Source organism: Mucilaginibacter panaciglaebae, assembly GCF_039539265.1.
Taxonomy (GTDB): domain Bacteria; phylum Bacteroidota; class Bacteroidia; order Sphingobacteriales; family Sphingobacteriaceae; genus Mucilaginibacter; species Mucilaginibacter panaciglaebae.
In genome coordinates, this window is sequence record NZ_BAABCV010000007.1 from 216,099 (window position 1) to 233,804 (window position 17,706).

Consider the following 17,706-nt stretch of genomic DNA (forward strand, 5'->3'; position numbering starts at 1 on the left):
TGCACATTATTAAAACGCTTCTCCCAATCCGATATAAAACCCGCTTTCCCGCTGTTCGCCGAACGGTTTTTGGCCGATGCCGTAATCTGCACGGATGCTGAGGCCTTTTTCTACATCGAAGAAATAGCGTAACCCGCCACCGTAGTTTGGTTTTAATGCAGGGAAGGTGAATGTTGAATGGAATACTTCGCCGGTCCCCATAAATCCAACCACACCAAAGCGCTCGTTCAGGCGATATCTTAGCTCAGCTTGTCCGGCTATGTAATTGCGGTCGCGGTAGCGGCCGCCGTAGTAACCACGCATCATTTCATCGCTACCCATCTGCGGCAGCAAATAAAACGGCGAACGCCCGCCGGTAAGGCTTTGTTCCTGCACATCAAGCCCCAAAACAAAACGTTTGCTTAATAAGTGGAACGAGGTGTATTCGAAATTGAAAAAACCGCCCCGGTAGCTATTATTACCAAGCACCCCTTGTAATAATTGATAATAGGTATTGATCATCATGCCCTTGGTGGTGTAAGTATTGTTATTGCGGGTGTCGAAGATGAAACTTGGCCCCAGATATAAATAACTACCGCCTGTGCGATCCTCAACGTGCGCACTCATGTTAAAAATACTGGCTTGGTCGTTATTGCTAAAATCATATTTATAGCCGCCGCCAACTAACCCAACATATATATTTTTAGCGACTAGTTTTTGTGCTTCCAGCATTAACCGATAACGTTTTTGGTCTACATTAACGCCGTCGGCTTCGGCAGTGTTGTTGCCAATGCCGTAGAAGCTGAAGGGAAAATCAATCCTGCCGATAGATGCCGTGTAATGGTATTTATTTTGCGGTGCCCAGTAAACGGTACTCAGGTTTAAACGGTTCTGGCCTTTGGTAGTAATGGTCGCGTAAGCATATATGTTAGATACCCGCGTTTCGTGGCGGATGGTATCTGAGTAATAAGAGTACAATGCCGCACCGCCCGCTTCAACCCCTGTTTCGGGGGCGGAGGATAGCACCGGTAAAACCACAAAGCTGCTGCGTTTGGTTGTATCTTTTTCAAAATACATTTTACGGATAAACCTCGGGATGATCTTTTGAGCTATGGCCGGGCGAGAGTGTGCTGCGAAGCAGATAACTACTATTAAAGTGATAAGTTTTTTCATGTAGCGTTGTGGGCCCTAAGATAGATTTATAGGTACATATATTATATATGTAGGCTGAGATTTTAAAAGACTAATTTGAGTCGTGCTGTACAGAATCCAGGTGATACACCTAACAACTGCTTATTTTACCACATTTGAAATTTAAAACTCCGGTAACGGTAAAATGCCTACTTTTGCGCAATATTTATAACAATAAAACAATGAGCACAACTAAAGGACCCGTATCTCAGTTTATTGAAAAAAACTACCTGCATTTTAATGCTGCAGCGTTGATGGATGCCGCAAAAGGCTACGAGACCCATTTGCTTGAAGGGGGTAAAATGATGGTTACCCTCGCAGGTGCAATGAGTACTGCCGAACTGGGTATTTCGCTGGCCGAGATGATCCGTCAGGATAAGATTGCTATTATTTCATGTACAGGTGCAAACCTGGAAGAAGATATTATGAACCTGGTAGCTCACTCGCACTATAAACGTGTACCTAACTATCGCGATTTGAGTCCGCAGGATGAATGGGATCTGTTAGAGAACCACTATAACCGTGTTACCGATACCTGTATCCCCGAAGAGGAAGCTTTCCGTCGTCTGCAAAAACATATCCATAAAATATGGAAAGATGCTGATGACAGCGGCGAGCGCTACTTTCCTCACGAATACATGTATAAAATGCTTTTAAGCGGCGATTTGGAGCAATACTACGAGATAGACCCGAAAAACTCATGGATGCTGGCGGCTGCTCAAAAGAATCTGCCTATTGTGGTGCCGGGTTGGGAAGACTCGACCATGGGTAACATCTTTGCGTCGTACGTTATTAAAAGCGAACTTAGGGCATCGACCATGAAAAGCGGTATCGAGTACATGGCCTGGTTAGCCGACTGGTACGTGAAAAACTCATCAGGCAAGGGGGTAGGTTTCTTCCAGATTGGTGGCGGTATTGCCGGCGATTTTCCTATTTGCGTAGTGCCAATGTTGTACCAGGATATGGAAATGCCTGAAATACCTTTCTGGAGCTATTTCTGCCAGATCTCTGACTCAACTACCTCATACGGTTCGTACTCAGGCGCAGTGCCAAATGAAAAGATAACGTGGGGTAAGCTGGATATAAATACGCCAAAGTTCATCGTAGAGAGCGATGCGACTATTGTAGCTCCACTGATCTTTGCCTGGTTATTGGGGCAATAGCCTCCGCTAACCCTTCCTCGATAGGCGGAGACTTAATACGGCATTTATCAATGGATAACTAATAAGATAAATTGTCAGCAAACATTTATAAAAAACTCCGGTTACCATTAAATAGTAGCGGAGTTTTTTATTTCAAGCCTGATTAACCGTTGTAACACAGAAAATGTTTTTATTTACGATGCTTGTCTGCTGTTGTCAATAGAGCAGGCGTGTATTCAAAACACCAGTTTATCAAATTTGCGTTGTTTTGACTACAATTTTTTCTGATCTAAACCATCTTTTTTTGCCGCGAAAATCCTCCTAAATGATTGCTTGTAAACAGATTATAAAATTGGACTTTGTTAAGGGGAAAGCGCTGCATATTTCAGTTATTTAGAATAATTATAAATTAATGTTTACTGTCATTTATTTGTCAGCGATTGTCTAATAAATGATACTTTTGTGCCTGAAAATTCGGAGAAAAGCTCAGGCCGAACCTCAGTTTCACACACTTTACAAATAAATATTTAGCATTAATACAACTTTATGAGAAGCATCTCATTGATTTTTAAACAATTCTCGAAGACAGTTTTACTGCTTGCCTGTTTTACTGTTTGGGGAGTTTCTGCTAAGGCGCAAGGCGACGCTGCAAAAGGCGAAGCTACATTCAAGTCTGCTGGTTGTACCTCGTGTCATAAAATAGACACGCGGATGACAGGCCCGGCGTTAGGCCCGGTCATTTCATCAGAGACTGATGACAAATGGTTGGCGAGCTGGATCCACAACAGCCAGGCGCTGGTAGCGGCTAAAGACCCAAAGGCGGTTGATATCTATAACAAGTTTAGCCAAACGCCAATGCCGGCTTTCCCAAGTCTTTCTGACGGGGACATTGCTGACATCTTAGCTTATGTTCGTGCCGACTGGAAAAAGATCCAGGACGATAAAGCCAAAGCCGCGCCAGCCGGTGCGGCAGCTGCCGAAGATAAAGGCCCAAGCGATTTAGCTGTTTATGCTTTAATTGCTGTGATCATAGTTGCCTTGATCATTATCCTGGTATTAAACAAGGTTATCGCAACTTTAGAACGACTTTTAACAGGTAAAAGATTATTGCCGGTTGAAACAGAAGTTGTTGAACAAGAAGCCGCAACGGACAAATACGCTACGTTAAAACGGGTATTAAAAAATAAGAAGCTGGTATTCTTTATCCTGTTCTGCGGTACCATTGCTATGGGCAGCTGGACCTGGGTGATTTTGTGGGACACTCACGTACCGCAAGGATATCAGCCGGTTCAACCTATTAAGTTCCCGCATGATTTGCATGCCGGTGTTATGCAGATACAATGTCAGTATTGCCACACAGGCGCATATAAATCTAAAAACGCCTCAATACCATCATTAAATGTTTGTATGAACTGCCACAAGGTTGTTAAAACCGAGTCGCCGGAGATTCACAAAATTTATGATGCGTTGGGTTATGATCCTCAAACTCAGAAATACGACAGCTTAAAAGCTCGTCCTATTCAATGGATCCGTATCCACAGCCTGCCTGATTTTGTTTACTTCAACCACTCGCAACACGTTAAGGTTGGTGGTATTAAATGTCAGCAATGCCACGGCCCGGTTGAAACCATGAAAGAGGTTTACCAATATTCGCCGTTGACTATGAAATGGTGTATACAGTGCCACAAACGCACAGATATTAATATGAAAGGCAACGGATACTACGAGAACATGATAGCTGTTCATGACCTGATTAAAAAAGGTGTGAAAGTTACTCCGGCTCAATTGGGCGGTATCGAGTGCGGCAAATGCCACTATTAATAATAACAGAACTTAGCATTACAGTTTATACTATAGCTTAAATGGATAGCAATAAAAAATACTGGAAAGGTTTAGAAGAGCTAAACAACACGCCAGAATTTGTTGGGAAAAATAAACATGAATTCGCGGAACCTATTCCTATCGAAGATGTTTTGAGTGGAGACGGTTTATTAGGCAAGACCCCTCGTCGCGACTTTTTGAAGGCGGTAGGCTTTGGTGTGGGTGCGGTTACTTTGGCTGCTTGCCAAAAAGTGCCCGTACACAAATCAATACCATACCTGATTAAACCGGAAGAGGTTACTCCGGGCGTAGCCAACTACTACTCTTCAACTTATGAAGGCCATGCAATTTTGGTTAAAACCCGCGAAGGTCGCCCTATTAAAGTTGAAGGTAACCCTAACGATCTTTTAGCTAAAGGTGGTTTGAGTGCACAGGCACAAGCATCGGTGTTAGACCTATATGATGTGAGCCGCGTACAATCTCCGCTGGTGAACGGCGAAAGCAAAGCCTGGAGCGAGGTTGATGATTACGTTAAATTGGAATTAGCCAAAATTAAAGATTCGGGCAAAAACATCACTATCGTATCGTCATCAATCAGCAGCCCGTCTACATTAGCTGTAATTGCCGACTTTATTACTGAATACCCAACCGCTAAGCACGTAATGTACGATGCGGTTTCTTATACAGGTATTATACAGGCAAACCAAAATAGTTTTGGTAAAGCTGTACTGCCTCACTACAATTTTGATAAAGCTGACGTTATCGTGAGTTTTGCTGCCGATTTCCTGGGAACCTGGATCTCCGGCGAAGAGTTTACCCGTCAATACGTATCAAATCGTAACAACAAATCGCTGCAGTCTAAGAAAATGTCACGTCACATCCAGTTCGAAACTGGCATGAGCCTGACAGGAACCAATGCTGATGTGCGTATCCCGTTAAAACCATCTGAAGAAGGTGTTGCTTTAATTAACCTGTACAATGCTATTACCGGTACTACTTTGCCGGGCAGTAAAAAACTGGCTAATAATGCTACCAATAACGCTATCATCATTGCTGCTAAAGAATTAGTAGCAGCAAAAGGTAAAGCATTGGTTGTAGCCGGCTCAAATGATGTGGCTACACAAGTATTGGTTAACGCGATCAATGCTGCTTTAGGAAGTTACGGAACTACTATCGATCTGGATAATCATTCAAATCAATACAAAGGTAATGACGCTGATCTGGTCGAGTTTATCAACCAAGCTAAACAAGGTCAGGTTGCCGCCGTATTGTTCCTGGATGCCAACCCGGTTTATGATTATTACAACACTAAAGACCTGACAGATGCACTGGCTAAAGTGCCTTTGAAAATATCTTTTAACGCCAGCCTTGACGAAACTGCTGCAGTTTGTACTGTTGTAGCGCCAAGACACCACTACTTAGAGTCGTGGGGTGATGATAATGCTATTGCCGGTTACTACACCATCATGCAGCCAACTATCAACCCGGTTTACAATACCCGCCAGGTTGAAGATAGCTTAATGATGTGGAGCAACAGCGCCACCAAAAATTATTATGACTATGTTAGAGCTAACTGGGATAAAAATATTCTTCCGTTAGCGGGTTTATCTGGTCAGAAAGGTTGGGAGTCTATATTGCAAACCGGCTTTATACAGGCAGCACCTGCACCGGCGGCGGCCTATACGTTTAGCCGCGACCTGAATGCGGTTGCTCAGACCATCTTATCACAAAGCGCAAAATTAGTTGCCGGCGATAAAGAGTATGAGTTACACTTATACCAAAGCGCAGCACTGCGCGATGGCAGACACGCAAACAACCCATGGTTACAAGAGTTGCCTGACCCGGTATCAAAAGTTACCTGGGATAACTTTGCTGCCATGGCATTGAAAGACCTGAAAGCATTAGATTTGCAGGAAGGGGACATTATTACCATTGATTCAAACGGAATTACTATTGCTTTGCCGGTGTTATTACAACCAGGCCAGCCAGAAGGTACCATATCAGTAGCTGTAGGTTACGGACGGACTAAAGGTGGTAAAGTAATTGAATCGGGCATTGGTAAAAATGCTTATCCGATGCACAGTTTCCGCAACGGTACTGTACAAACTACAGCTGTTGCCAAGATCTCTCCAACCGGCGATCAGATCATTCTTGCACAAACGCAAACTCACCATTCATACGAAGGCCGCAATATTATCCGCGAGGCTTCATTTACTGAGTATAAAAAGAATCCTTATGTAAACAGCGGCAAAGACGGCGAGCATAAAGATTACAAGAGCTTGTGGGAAAACTACGACAAGCCTACGTTTAACTGGGTAATGGCTATAGACCTTAATGCTTGTACCGGTTGCGGTGCCTGCGTTGTGGCTTGTAACGCCGAAAACAATATCCCGGTTGTTGGTCGTGACGAGGTTCGTCGCCGTCGCGAAATGCACTGGATCCGTATTGACCGTTACTATACCTTTAACGAAGATGGAAAAGGTGTTACTGAAGAGCACGAAATTGATAAGCTGAAAGACATCAGCAACGTATCAGTAGTGCATCAGCCAATGCTTTGCCAGCACTGCGACCACGCACCTTGCGAAACCGTATGCCCGGTATTAGCTACCGTTCACTCCTCAGAAGGTCTGAACCATATGGCTTATAACCGTTGCGTGGGTACCCGTTACTGCGCTAACAACTGTCCGTATAAAGTACGCCGTTTCAACTGGTTTAACTACTGGAACGATTCTCGTTTTGAAAACTATCTGCAAGAACAACATACGCAATTAGTGTTGAACCCTGACGTAACAACCCGTTTCCGTGGTGTTATGGAGAAATGTACCATGTGTATACAGCGTATACAGGCCGGCAAGCTGCAAGCGAAAATGGAAAAACGTTCTGTTAAAGACGGCGAGATCCAGGTGGCTTGTGCGCAGACCTGCTCTGCTAAGGCAATCGTTTTTGGTAATGCTAATGATCCAAACTCTGAAGTGTCAAAAGCATTGCGCAGCGAAAGAACCTACTACGTGCTTGAAGAGTTAAATACACAGCCAGGTATCGGTTACCAGGTTAAGGTTAGAAACACAACAGAATTAGAAGCTTAATCTTTACAATAGCTAAATATGGCATCTCATAAAGAATCAATAATAAGGGAACCATTAGTTACCGGCAAAGGCATTGACTATGCTAAAGTAACTGATGATATATTAAATCCCGTTGAAAATAAACCAAATAGAGCCTGGTGGATTGGCTTTACTGTTGCATCATTAGGCGCTTTACTTTGGGTGTTTGCAGTGAGCTGGACATTCTGGTACGGTATCGGCTCGTGGGGCCTTAATAAAACAGTGGGCTGGGCCTGGGATATCACCGGTTTCGTGTGGTGGGTAGGTATTGGTCACGCCGGTACGCTTATCTCTGCGGTATTGTTACTGTTCCGTCAAAAATGGCGTAACTCAATTAACCGTTCTGCCGAGGCGATGACCATCTTTGCGGTAATTTGTGCGGCTACTTATGTAGTATCTCACATGGGGCGCCCGTGGATGGCACTTTACTGTTTACCGTTACCTAACCAATACGGTTCGCTTTGGGTTAACTTTAACTCACCGCTTATCTGGGACGTATTCGCAATCTCGACTTACTTCTCGGTATCCTTAGTATTCTGGTATACCGGTTTATTACCTGATATTGCAACTATACGTGACCGTGGTACAGGCTGGTACCGTCGTATCTATTCTATCCTGTCTTTTGGGTGGACCGGATCAGTAAAAACCTGGCAACGTTTTGAAACCGTGTCATTGATTCTGGCAGGTGTTTCAACTCCGCTGGTACTTTCAGTACACACTATAGTATCTATGGACTTTGCAACTTCGTTAGAGCCGGGATGGCATACTACCATCTTCCCTCCATACTTCGTTGCGGGTGCGATATTCTCGGGCTTTGCAATGGTACAAACGCTGTTACTGGTAACCCGTAAAGTATTAGGCTTAGAAAACTATATCACCATGTTCCACATTGAATCAATGAACAAGATCATTCTTGTTACAGGTTCAGTAGTAGGTGTGGCTTATATTACAGAGTTTTTCATCGCTTACTACTCTGGTGGCGAATACGAACAATACACTTTCTTAAACAGGTTTATTGGTCCGTACTGGTGGGCAGGCTGTATGATGTATGGCTGTAACGTGTTGATGACCCAGGTAATGTGGTTCAAGAGAGTACGTACCAACATTGCTATGTCATGGGTATTGTCAATTATCGTAAATATAGGTATGTGGTTTGAGCGTTTTGTGATCATCGTTGTATCACTGCACCGCGATTATCTTCCATCAAGCTGGGCTATGTTCTATCCAACCTGGGTTGACGTATCGGTGTTCATCGGATCAATAGGCGTGTTCTTTACGCTGTTCCTGCTATTTATCCGCGTGTTACCTTCAATTGCAATGGCCGAGGTTAAATTGTTACTGAAAGAACAAAGTGAAGAATACAAATTGAAACAAATAGAGGAAGGTCATCTTGATCCTGAGCAAGTAAAATTCTACAAAAACTCATTGAAGAAATTTGACAGTGTTGATATATCAGTATACGAAAACGCATAAACTATGAGCAGCACCAAATATATATTAGGCCTTTTTGACGATCCGGATGTAATGATGCACGGTATCGACAAACTACAGAAAAATAGCATTCCTATTTATGATGTATATACGCCAATGCCTATACACGGCATAGAGGCAAAATTGGGTATAAAAGATTCACGTTTAGGTTATGCAGCATTCTTGTTTGGCTGTTTAGGTGGTACAACCATTTTTAGTTTGGTGTATTACTTCCTGGTACATGACTGGCCAATGAACATCGGTGGCAAGCCTTACTTCGCTGTTCCGGATTTTATCCCGGTTACGTTTGAGTGGTCGGTGTTATTTGCCTCATTTGGTATGGCATTCACCTTTTTTTACTCTACGCATCTTTTCCCGGGCCGCGCGCCAAGAGTAATGGATCTTAGAGCGACTAATGACCGTTTCGTTATAGCGATTGACGCTAAAGGAAACATCGCACATGATGATATTACTAATTTGCTGAAAGAAGCAGGAGCAGTTGAAATTAAGCATAACGACAGAAAATATGTTAGCTATGAATAAATATAAGGTATTGGGTATTGCGGTTGTTACCGTTGTTGCAGCGATTGTAACTTCATCGTGCAATGATAAGAGAAGTCCCGGGTGGGAATATGCTCCCAATATGTATGAAAAAATAGCCTTTGATCCGGACCAGGCTAATCCGAATTTTAAGGATGGTAAAACGGCACAATTGCCACCTGCGGGCACTACTCCAGTAGGCTTTACAAGATTTGATTATCCAAAGACAATGGACGGCTACAATCAGGCCAGCATTGAAGTAAAAAGCATATTGGCCGCGACACCAAAGAACTTGGCTGAAGGCAAAGCATTATTTATGACTTTCTGCTCGCCATGCCATGGTAAAACCGGTCAGGGCGATGGTATTGTAACAACTCACGGCTTCCCGCCGCCGCCATCTTACTCTAAAGGCCAGTCATCACGTGGTGGTGCAATGAAAGACTTAACCGATGGTAAAATATACCACACCATTACTTACGGCTTAAATGCGATGGGTTCATACGCATCACAGCTAAGCCCTGAGGAAAGATGGAAAGTAGTACTGTATGTTCACCATTTACAAACTTTATAAGAATTGAATTTAATGGAAACTCATAATACTATAAACGAACAATTTGAATTTAGCGGTAAGCTGAAAACCTATAGCCTGATAGCTATTATAGTAGGTGTCGTAGGTATCGTAGCCGGCTTTTTCCTGAATGTTGAGCGCGAGTTTGCTAACCTGCTGCTTATGGGCTACTACTTTGCCTGTGTATGTATTGCCGGCATTTTCTTTTGTGCTGTACAATATGCTGCACAAGCTGGCTGGCCTACTGCATTTTTGCGTATACCTCAAGCCTTTGCCAAAACACTGCCTTATGCAGCGGTGATATTGGTAGTAATCATTTTCTGTGGTATTCATTTTACCCACCAGGTTGTTACCGAAGAAGGCCATCAAACTATCACCGGTACGTATTTATATAAAGAGTGGGCGCCTAAAGCTATCACCACCCCGGGCAATGAGGCTTACAACAAAATAATTGATGGTAAATCTGGTTACTTAAATATACCTTTCTTCTTTATCCGTTTAGCGTTTTACCTAATTGCCTACAGCATTCTGGGCTTGTTACTGGTAAAATACTCAAACAATGAAGACGAACTGGGTGGCGTATTTAACTATAAAAAGAGCTTTAACGTATCCTGTGCTTTCTTAGCAATATTTGGCTTTACAGTACCACTGTTTGCTTTTGATACTATTATGTCTTTAGAAGCGCACTGGTTCTCAACCATGTTTGGCTGGTATAACTTTGCGGCTCTTTGGGTAAGCGGTTTAGCAGTAATTACTTTGGTAATCATTACGCTGCGCAGACAAGGGTATATGCAGTGGATCACTGCAGATCACCTGCATAATATGGGCCAACTGATGTTTGGTTTCTCGATCTTCTGGACTTATCTGTGGTTTGCTCAGTTCTTGCTAACTTATTATGCTAACATCCCTGAAGAGGCAGTTTACTTCTATAGAAGATGGGAGCCTGAGTTCCAGCCCTGGTTCTGGTTAAATATTGTGATTAATTTCCTGGCGCCGTTCCTGATTTTGATGTCCCGCGACTCAAAGCGTCACGAAGGTGTGATGAGAATAGCTTGTATTATCCTGGTGTTAGGCCACTGGCTTGATTATTACATTATGGTTATGCCCGGTACAGTAGGCCCTAAGGGCAGAGGTTTAGGTGTACAGGAGATTGGAACCTTCATTGGATTTGCCGGCTTATTTTGTTTCCTTGTATTTAACGCTTTAAGCAAGTTTAAATCAATGGTGCCAAAGAACCACCCGTTCCTTCAGGAGAGTTTAAATCATCACATATAATAATTGTTAAATTTGCAACTCAATACAGAATACCAAACGACCAATACAATGGCATTCAAACATATAATAAACGGCGGAGCCCTCTTGAATACCTCTGAGAGCAAACCACCGATGAAAAATTCTAAAAAGTTACTTGCGTTTTTAGCAGTATTTATGCTTAGCGGCACAAATATGCTGATGGCACAAACCGCAACCGGCGATGCTGCCGCGAAACCGGGTGTTAACTGGTTATCTGTAAGCTTTTATATATTACTTTTTGTTGTAGTAGCAGTGGTAATTGCTATAATCGGCAGGATATTAAGGGTATATGAACTTAGCCAGCAGATCCGCGGTAAAAAAGGCATTCAGTGGAATAATATCATGGGTATTTGCTGCCTGATATTCTTAGTGGCGGGCATGAGCGCTGCCTACTGGGATTTTACAAACCAGGGCAGCATGAGCTTACCTGAGGCGGCATCAAAGCATGGTGTAAGAATAGATGAGATGTTCCTGGTAACAACCATCATTACCATGATAGTTTTTGTTCTTACTCAGATATTGTTGTTTACCTTCTTATTCAGGTATAAGCACTCTGAGAAACGCAGAGCTTATTTTTATCCTCACAACAATACCATAGAGAAAGTTTGGACTATTATTCCGGCTATCGTGTTAACTATCCTGGTGATATTTGGTTTCTTTACCTGGCAGGATGTTGAGAACAGCGCGGACGTTAAAGGTCAGCCTGCGTCAATAAACGTTGATATTACCGGCCATCAGTTTGCATGGGAGATCCGTTATGCTGGTCCGGATGGTATATTAGGTAAAAAAGATTTCAGGTTAACGGCAGGTGCCAACAAGTTAGGTATCGATTTTAAAGATAAAAACAGCATGGACGATTTACAGGCGGATACGCTGGTATTACCTGTAAACAAAACAATACGCTTAAACATATTTGCTCAAGACGTAATACATAGCGTTTATATGCCACACTTCAGGGTACAACAAAATGCGGTACCCGGTTTGCCAACCTTCTTCAAATTTACACCTACTATCACTACCGACGAAATGCGTAGAAAAGTAGATGACCCGAAATTTGAATACTTGCTTTATTGCAACAAAATTTGCGGAAGCAGCCACTACAATATGCAGAGAGTGGTACGTGTTGTTACACAAGACGAGTACAATCAGTGGGTTGCCAGGTTGAAACCTTACTTAACCCCGGCGTTAAGAACAGAGTTGAAACTGGCGTCAGCAGATCAGAACAAAAGTATTACACAAAATAAGTTAGCGTTAAACAATTAATTAGCGATTATGTCAACATTATCAGTTCACGATCACGGAGTAGCACATCACGAAGAGGGTCACGAGCATCATCACGATACATTCCTGACTAAATATGTATTTAGCCAGGATCATAAAATGATTGCCAAACAATTCCTGATCACAGGTATTACCATGGCGGTTATTGCCATGCTATTATCTATCCTGTTCCGGATCCAGTTAGCATATCCTGATAAAGCATTTCCTTTATTAGAAACTTTATTGGGCCGTTTCGCTCCCGAAGGCCGTTTAGATCCGGAGTTTTACCTGTCATTGGTTACCATTCATGGTACTATCATGGTATTCTTCGTATTAACAGCAGGCCTGAGTGGTACTTTCAGTAACTTATTGATTCCATTGCAGGTAGGTGCACGCGATATGGCGTCGCCATTCCTGAACATGCTTTCATACTGGTTCTTCTTTACAGCTTGTGTGATCATGTTATCATCTTTCTTCATACAGAAAGGCCCTGCGGGACCCGGGTGGACAATCTATCCGCCACTATCGGCATTGCCTCAGGCTATGAAAGGTTCAGGCATGGGTATGACTTTGTGGTTAATTAGTATGGTTTGCTTCGTAGCATCATCATTAATGGGCGGTATTAACTACGTAACTACTATATTGAACATGCGTACCAAAGGCATGGATCTGTGGAAAATGCCTTTAACTGTATGGTCATTTTTCTTAACCGCTATCCTGGGTATCTTGTCGTTCCCGGTATTGGTAGCGGGCGTTGTGTTGTTAATTTTTGACCGTAGCTTCGGTACCAGTTTCTATTTATCGGATATCGTTGTTAACGGACAAGTTATGCCTTTTGAAGGTGGTAGCCCGATCCTTTTCCAACACTTATTCTGGTTCCTGGGTCACCCGGAAGTATATATTGTAATTATGCCGGCAATGGGTATCGCATCGGAGGTTATGTCAGTAAACTCGCGCAAACCTATCTTCGGTTATCATGCAATGGTTTACTCACTGATCGGTATCACCGTATTATCATTCATCGTATGGGGGCACCACATGTTTGTTACGGGTATGAATCCATTCCTGGGCGGGGTGTTCATGATTACTACGTTGATCATTGCGGTACCGTCGGCGGTAAAAACGTTTAACTGGCTCGCTACGTTATGGCGTGGCAACATCAGGTTTGCACCAGCTATGTTATTTGCTGTAGGTATGGTGTCATTCTTTATCTCTGGTGGTTTAACAGGTATCTTTTTAGGTAACGCTGCACTGGATATCAACCTGCACGATACTTATTTCGTTGTTGCTCACTTCCACCTGGTAATGGGTTCGGCAGCTATATTTGGTATGTTGGCCGGCGTTTATCACTGGTTCCCAAAAATGTTTGGCAGAATGATGGGCGAGAAGTTGGGTTACCTGCACTTTTGGCTAACTTTTATTGGTGCTTATCTGGTGTTTTTCCCAATGCACTTTATGGGCCTTGACGGTGTGCCACGTCGTTACTATGCATTTACCGAATTTGCATCAATGCAGCGTTGGTTGTCAGTAAACGTATTTATAACATGGGCTGCTATTATGGCCGCTTGTGCACAGGTAGCGTTTATCTTCAACTTTATACACTCAATATTCTGGGGCAAAAAAGCAACTCAGAATCCTTGGGATGCCAATACTTTAGAATGGACTACACCTGTTGAGCGTCTTCACGGTAACTGGCCTGGCGAAATACCAAGTGTTTACCGTTGGCCATATGATTATAGCAAGCCTGGAGCAGAGCATGATTTTATCCCGCAAACTGTACCGCTTTCAGAAACAATGAGCTCAAACGTGCCGCATGATTTTGAAGATAATCCTGCAGGTTTAGAAGCCTTGAGCAATTGGTCAAATACACAAAAAGCAAACGAAGAAGTAAAATAATATAAAGTTTACTAATCTGATCTTTTAGGGTATCTGTACCTGGTGGAAGTCAAAAGTTAAAGTCTTAAGTCAAAAAGCAATATGCTTACTCAGGACTTAAGGCTCAAGACTAAGACTAACAGAGACAGATACCCTATTTTGTTAGAAACATTTAAATGAGCAGTCCCAAATCAAAAAACAGATTCAGAAAAACCAACCTTTTGAGTGTTGCAATTCTTTTTCTGTTAATATTGGCGGGTGGTGTTGTACGCAGCACCGGTTCGGGTATGGGCTGCCCGGATTGGCCTAAATGCTTTGGCTGTTTGGTGCCGCCAACGTCGGTATCTGATTTGCCAGCTAACTACAAAGAACAATATGTAGAAGGCCGTATGAAAAAAAATCAGCGCTTTGCTAAAACGCTGGATGTTTTTGGTTATACCGATCTGGCCCGTCGCCTGCGCCAGGATAAATCTATTCTGATCCCTGAGGAGTTCAATGCTGCCAAAACCTGGACAGAGTACGTTAATCGCTTACTTGGGGCCACATCGGGCATATTATTACTACTGACTGCAATTTACTCTTTTAGCTATCGCGATGTCAGCAAGCTAATACCGTTTTTAAGTGTCTTCAACCTGGTGCTGATATTCTTTCAGGCCTGGCTGGGCTCAATTGTGGTATCTACGAACCTCGTTTCATGGATTGTAACGGTACACATGCTGTTAGCATTGGCGATACTGGCAATAGCTATTACTACCTATCATTTGGCCAAAGTAAATGGCCGTCCAAATCTCAGAGTTAATACTATCACGCGCATTATAACCATATCAGCATTAATCATTAGCATTTTTCAAATTACGTTTGGCACTGAGGTGCGCGAAAAGATAGATGCGGTATCAGCCCGTTTTCAAGGCGGTTACAGAGGCGAGTGGATTAAAAATGCAGGAGAAATATTTACGCATCACCGCGATTTAGCTATCCTGGTACTGGTGATCAATGTTATGCTCTATGCTTTAGTTCGCAGAGCGTTTAACAAACATTCCTTACAGCAGCAGATCATGAGTTTTACATTTCTGATGCTGATTTTGCAGATAGTTACAGGTATTTTACTGTCTTACCTGGCTTTACCACCATATGCGCAAGCTGTGCATATATTATTGGCAAGCCTTATTTTTGGCGCCCAGTATTATTTAATGCTTAATTTGTACAAATCAGTTAATATACACGGAGGGCGCAAATGACGAGGGGCGATTTTTCAAAACTGATTAAATTCAGGCTGACCTTTTTGGTAGTTTTTTCGGCATCGATATCATTTATCATAGCGGTAAAAGCTAACGGGGGTAACACCTGGGGATCATTATACAGCACCACTATGTGGGTTAACTGGCTTAAGCTGGTTGTCGGTGGTTTCCTGGTGACGGGGGCAGCCAACTGTTTTAATGAGGTGATAGAGGTTGATCTGGATAAGCTCATGAAACGTACTATGGACCGCCCAATGCCCGCAGGCCGAATGACAACCGGCCAGGGGTTGGTATTAGGTTTAGGTATGGGTATGGCCGGAACTTATCTGTTAGGGAGTTTGAATATCCTTACAGGATTACTTTCAGTATTCTCGATACTTTTATATGCATTTGCTTATACACCACTAAAACGTAAATCGCCATTGGCTGTGTTTGTGGGCGCAATTCCGGGGGCGTTACCAGCCTTAATAGGCTACGTAGCCGGACAACCACATGGGCGTATAGATGAAATAGCCTTGATATTATTCTCCATACAGTTTGTATGGCAGTTTGTGCATTTCTGGGCCATAGCCTGGGTGTTGGACGATGACTACAAGCTGGCCGGGTTCAGACTATTGCCCACTCAAAAACGCGATAGAGGCAGTGCGGTCATAACCGTCATATTAGCAGTTATTTTGCTGCCGGTAAGTTTATTGCCAACTATTTATCAGTATGGCGGTTACTATGTAGGTGGGGTATCATTAGTATGCAGTTTAATATTTTTATACCAGGCCATAAACCTGTTACGCACGCTACAGATTAAAGAAGCACGCAAATTGATGTTTGGATCTTTTTTTTATTTGCCGGTGGTGCAATTAATGTTTTTATTTGATTTTATAGCAAAGTGATAATGGCAACGATACAGCAAGAAGATAAATTAAATCTGGGTGCCAAAAAGTTTGTGATGTGGATATTTATATTCACCTCGTTTATGCTATTTGCGGCATTAACCAGTGGATTTATTGTTTATGTGGGCGGCAGCAGTGCGCACGGGCTTCACGTTATGTTACCTGTGTCTTTCAGATATAGTACTATCGTGTTAATTGCAAGTAGCGTTACCTTATTTTTGGCCTCAAAAGCGGCCAAAAGGCTCGATTTTGGAAAACAAACCGGCCTGTTATGGGCTACCATAGGCTTAGGTGTGTTGTTTTTGGTACTACAGGTTTATGGCTGGTATACGCTGGCTTACAAAATGCACATCTACCTGGTTGACCCCAATGCAACACGATCTTTTGTTTATGTAATGACTTTTTTGCACTTATTGCACATTATCGGCGGCCTTGCCTGGCTTATTAGTGCATTAAGCGGCAGCATAAAACGTATACCGCAGGTGAGAAATTTATATCGAATGGAGATGACATCTATTTTTTGGCATTTTCTCGATATTATATGGATTTATCTGTATGTTTTTTTACTTTTGAACCAATAAATTTATAACTCTATAGCTAAAACAAATGAGTGCAGCAGTATCACAAATAGATGAAATAAAAACAACACCATGGTCGGGCGGAAGATCACCGTTTAACGTTGAGTATGGTAAAATAATGATGTGGTTTTTCCTCCTGTCGGATGCGTTTACCTTTTCTTCATTATTAATCTCTTACGGCGCCCTGCGCTTCAGCGCCAGCACATGGCCTGCTGCCGACGAAGTATTTAAAGTATTTCCGGGTGTGTCAGAAAATGCACCATTGGTGTTTGTAGGTTTAATGACGTTTATCCTCATTCTGAGCTCTGTTACTATGGTGCTTGCGGTTGAAGCCGGCCATCGTAAAGCGCGTAAAGAAGTGGTGACGTGGATGATCCTTACCGTTATAGGCGGTTTCATGTTCCTGGGTTGCCAGGCGGCAGAATGGTCTCACCTGCACAGCGAAGGCTTTTGGTGGTCAAGCATCCCCAATAATGAAACATTAAAGGAATTCTTTACAGGCAACATAACGGTAGCTTCGCAAACATCAGCGCATCAGTTTGCTAACCTGTTCTTTACCATTACCGGTTTCCACGGTTTTCACGTATTTAGCGGTGTTATCATCAACATAATTATTACCCTTAATGTATTAGCCGGCACTTACGAGAAACGCGGCAGTTACCTGATGATTGAAAAAGTTGGCCTTTACTGGCACTTTGTAGATTTGGTATGGGTATTCGTATTTACTTTCTTTTATTTAGTTTGATCATTTTTTTAACCT

Annotated in this window: 14 protein-coding genes; 13 read left to right on the forward strand and 1 reads right to left on the reverse strand. The window is 42.8% G+C overall.

The features are described 5' to 3' along the window. Positions 1–9 precede the first annotated feature (9 nt). Positions 10–1,152 carry a BamA/TamA family outer membrane protein gene (locus ABD772_RS11470; RefSeq protein ID WP_345104271.1) on the reverse strand — a complete coding sequence of 381 codons (1,143 nt, stop codon included), beginning with the start codon at positions 1,150–1,152 and terminating at the stop codon, positions 10–12. A gap of 200 nt (positions 1,153–1,352) precedes the next feature. Between ABD772_RS11470 and ABD772_RS11475 the strand changes: the two genes are divergently transcribed. The 13 genes from ABD772_RS11475 to ABD772_RS11535 all read left to right on the forward strand — a co-directional run bounded on the left by ABD772_RS11475 (position 1,353) and on the right by ABD772_RS11535 (position 17,691). Continuing rightward, complete coding sequence (locus tag ABD772_RS11475) at positions 1,353–2,333, forward strand: deoxyhypusine synthase family protein (protein ID WP_345104274.1); 981 nt, start codon at positions 1,353–1,355, stop codon at positions 2,331–2,333. A gap of 525 nt (positions 2,334–2,858) precedes the next feature. Then, the gene (locus ABD772_RS11480) at positions 2,859–4,133 is read left to right on the forward strand and encodes a cytochrome c3 family protein (protein ID WP_345104276.1); all 1,275 of its coding nucleotides are present in this window, start codon (positions 2,859–2,861) and stop codon (positions 4,131–4,133) included. Positions 4,134–4,174: 41 nt separating this feature from the next. Beyond that, a complete protein-coding gene (locus ABD772_RS11485) occupies positions 4,175–7,219 on the forward strand; it encodes a TAT-variant-translocated molybdopterin oxidoreductase (protein ID WP_345104279.1) in 3,045 nt (1,014 codons plus the stop codon). A gap of 18 nt (positions 7,220–7,237) precedes the next feature. Continuing rightward, positions 7,238–8,710 carry an NrfD/PsrC family molybdoenzyme membrane anchor subunit gene (gene nrfD / locus ABD772_RS11490; protein ID WP_345104282.1) on the forward strand — a complete coding sequence of 491 codons (1,473 nt, stop codon included), beginning with the start codon at positions 7,238–7,240 and terminating at the stop codon, positions 8,708–8,710. Between the two features lie 3 nt (positions 8,711–8,713). Beyond that, positions 8,714–9,250, forward strand: a complete 537-nt coding sequence (locus ABD772_RS11495) for a DUF3341 domain-containing protein (protein ID WP_345104284.1) — start codon at positions 8,714–8,716, stop codon at positions 9,248–9,250. Continuing rightward, positions 9,243–9,818, forward strand: coding sequence for a c-type cytochrome (locus tag ABD772_RS11500; RefSeq protein ID WP_345104286.1), 576 nt, complete (start codon positions 9,243–9,245; stop codon positions 9,816–9,818). The genes ABD772_RS11495 and ABD772_RS11500 overlap by 8 nt, the downstream gene beginning before the upstream one ends. A 12-nt stretch (positions 9,819–9,830) precedes the next feature. Next, positions 9,831–11,090 (forward strand): quinol:cytochrome C oxidoreductase, encoded by a 1,260-nt coding sequence (locus ABD772_RS11505; RefSeq protein ID WP_345104288.1) that lies wholly within the window; start codon positions 9,831–9,833, stop codon positions 11,088–11,090. 111 nt (positions 11,091–11,201) lie between these two features. Beyond that, positions 11,202–12,371, forward strand: coding sequence for a cytochrome c oxidase subunit II (locus ABD772_RS11510; RefSeq protein ID WP_345104290.1), 1,170 nt, complete (start codon positions 11,202–11,204; stop codon positions 12,369–12,371). A gap of 9 nt (positions 12,372–12,380) precedes the next feature. Then, on the forward strand, positions 12,381–14,264 hold the full coding sequence (locus tag ABD772_RS11515; protein WP_345104293.1) for a cytochrome c oxidase subunit I: 1,884 nt from the start codon (positions 12,381–12,383) through the stop codon (positions 14,262–14,264). A gap of 155 nt (positions 14,265–14,419) precedes the next feature. Further along, on the forward strand, positions 14,420–15,481 hold the full coding sequence (locus tag ABD772_RS11520) for a COX15/CtaA family protein (protein WP_345104296.1): 1,062 nt from the start codon (positions 14,420–14,422) through the stop codon (positions 15,479–15,481). Next, positions 15,478–16,368 (forward strand): heme o synthase, encoded by an 891-nt coding sequence (gene cyoE / locus ABD772_RS11525; RefSeq protein WP_345104298.1) that lies wholly within the window; start codon positions 15,478–15,480, stop codon positions 16,366–16,368. The genes ABD772_RS11520 and cyoE overlap by 4 nt, the downstream gene beginning before the upstream one ends. A 2-nt stretch (positions 16,369–16,370) precedes the next feature. Then, positions 16,371–16,949, forward strand: a complete 579-nt coding sequence (locus ABD772_RS11530; RefSeq protein WP_345104301.1) for a cytochrome c oxidase subunit 3 — start codon at positions 16,371–16,373, stop codon at positions 16,947–16,949. Between the two features lie 25 nt (positions 16,950–16,974). Next, entirely contained in the window at positions 16,975–17,691 is a 717-nt protein-coding gene (locus tag ABD772_RS11535; RefSeq protein ID WP_345104304.1) for a cytochrome c oxidase subunit 3, read from the forward strand. The last annotated feature ends 15 nt before the right edge of the window (positions 17,692–17,706 follow it).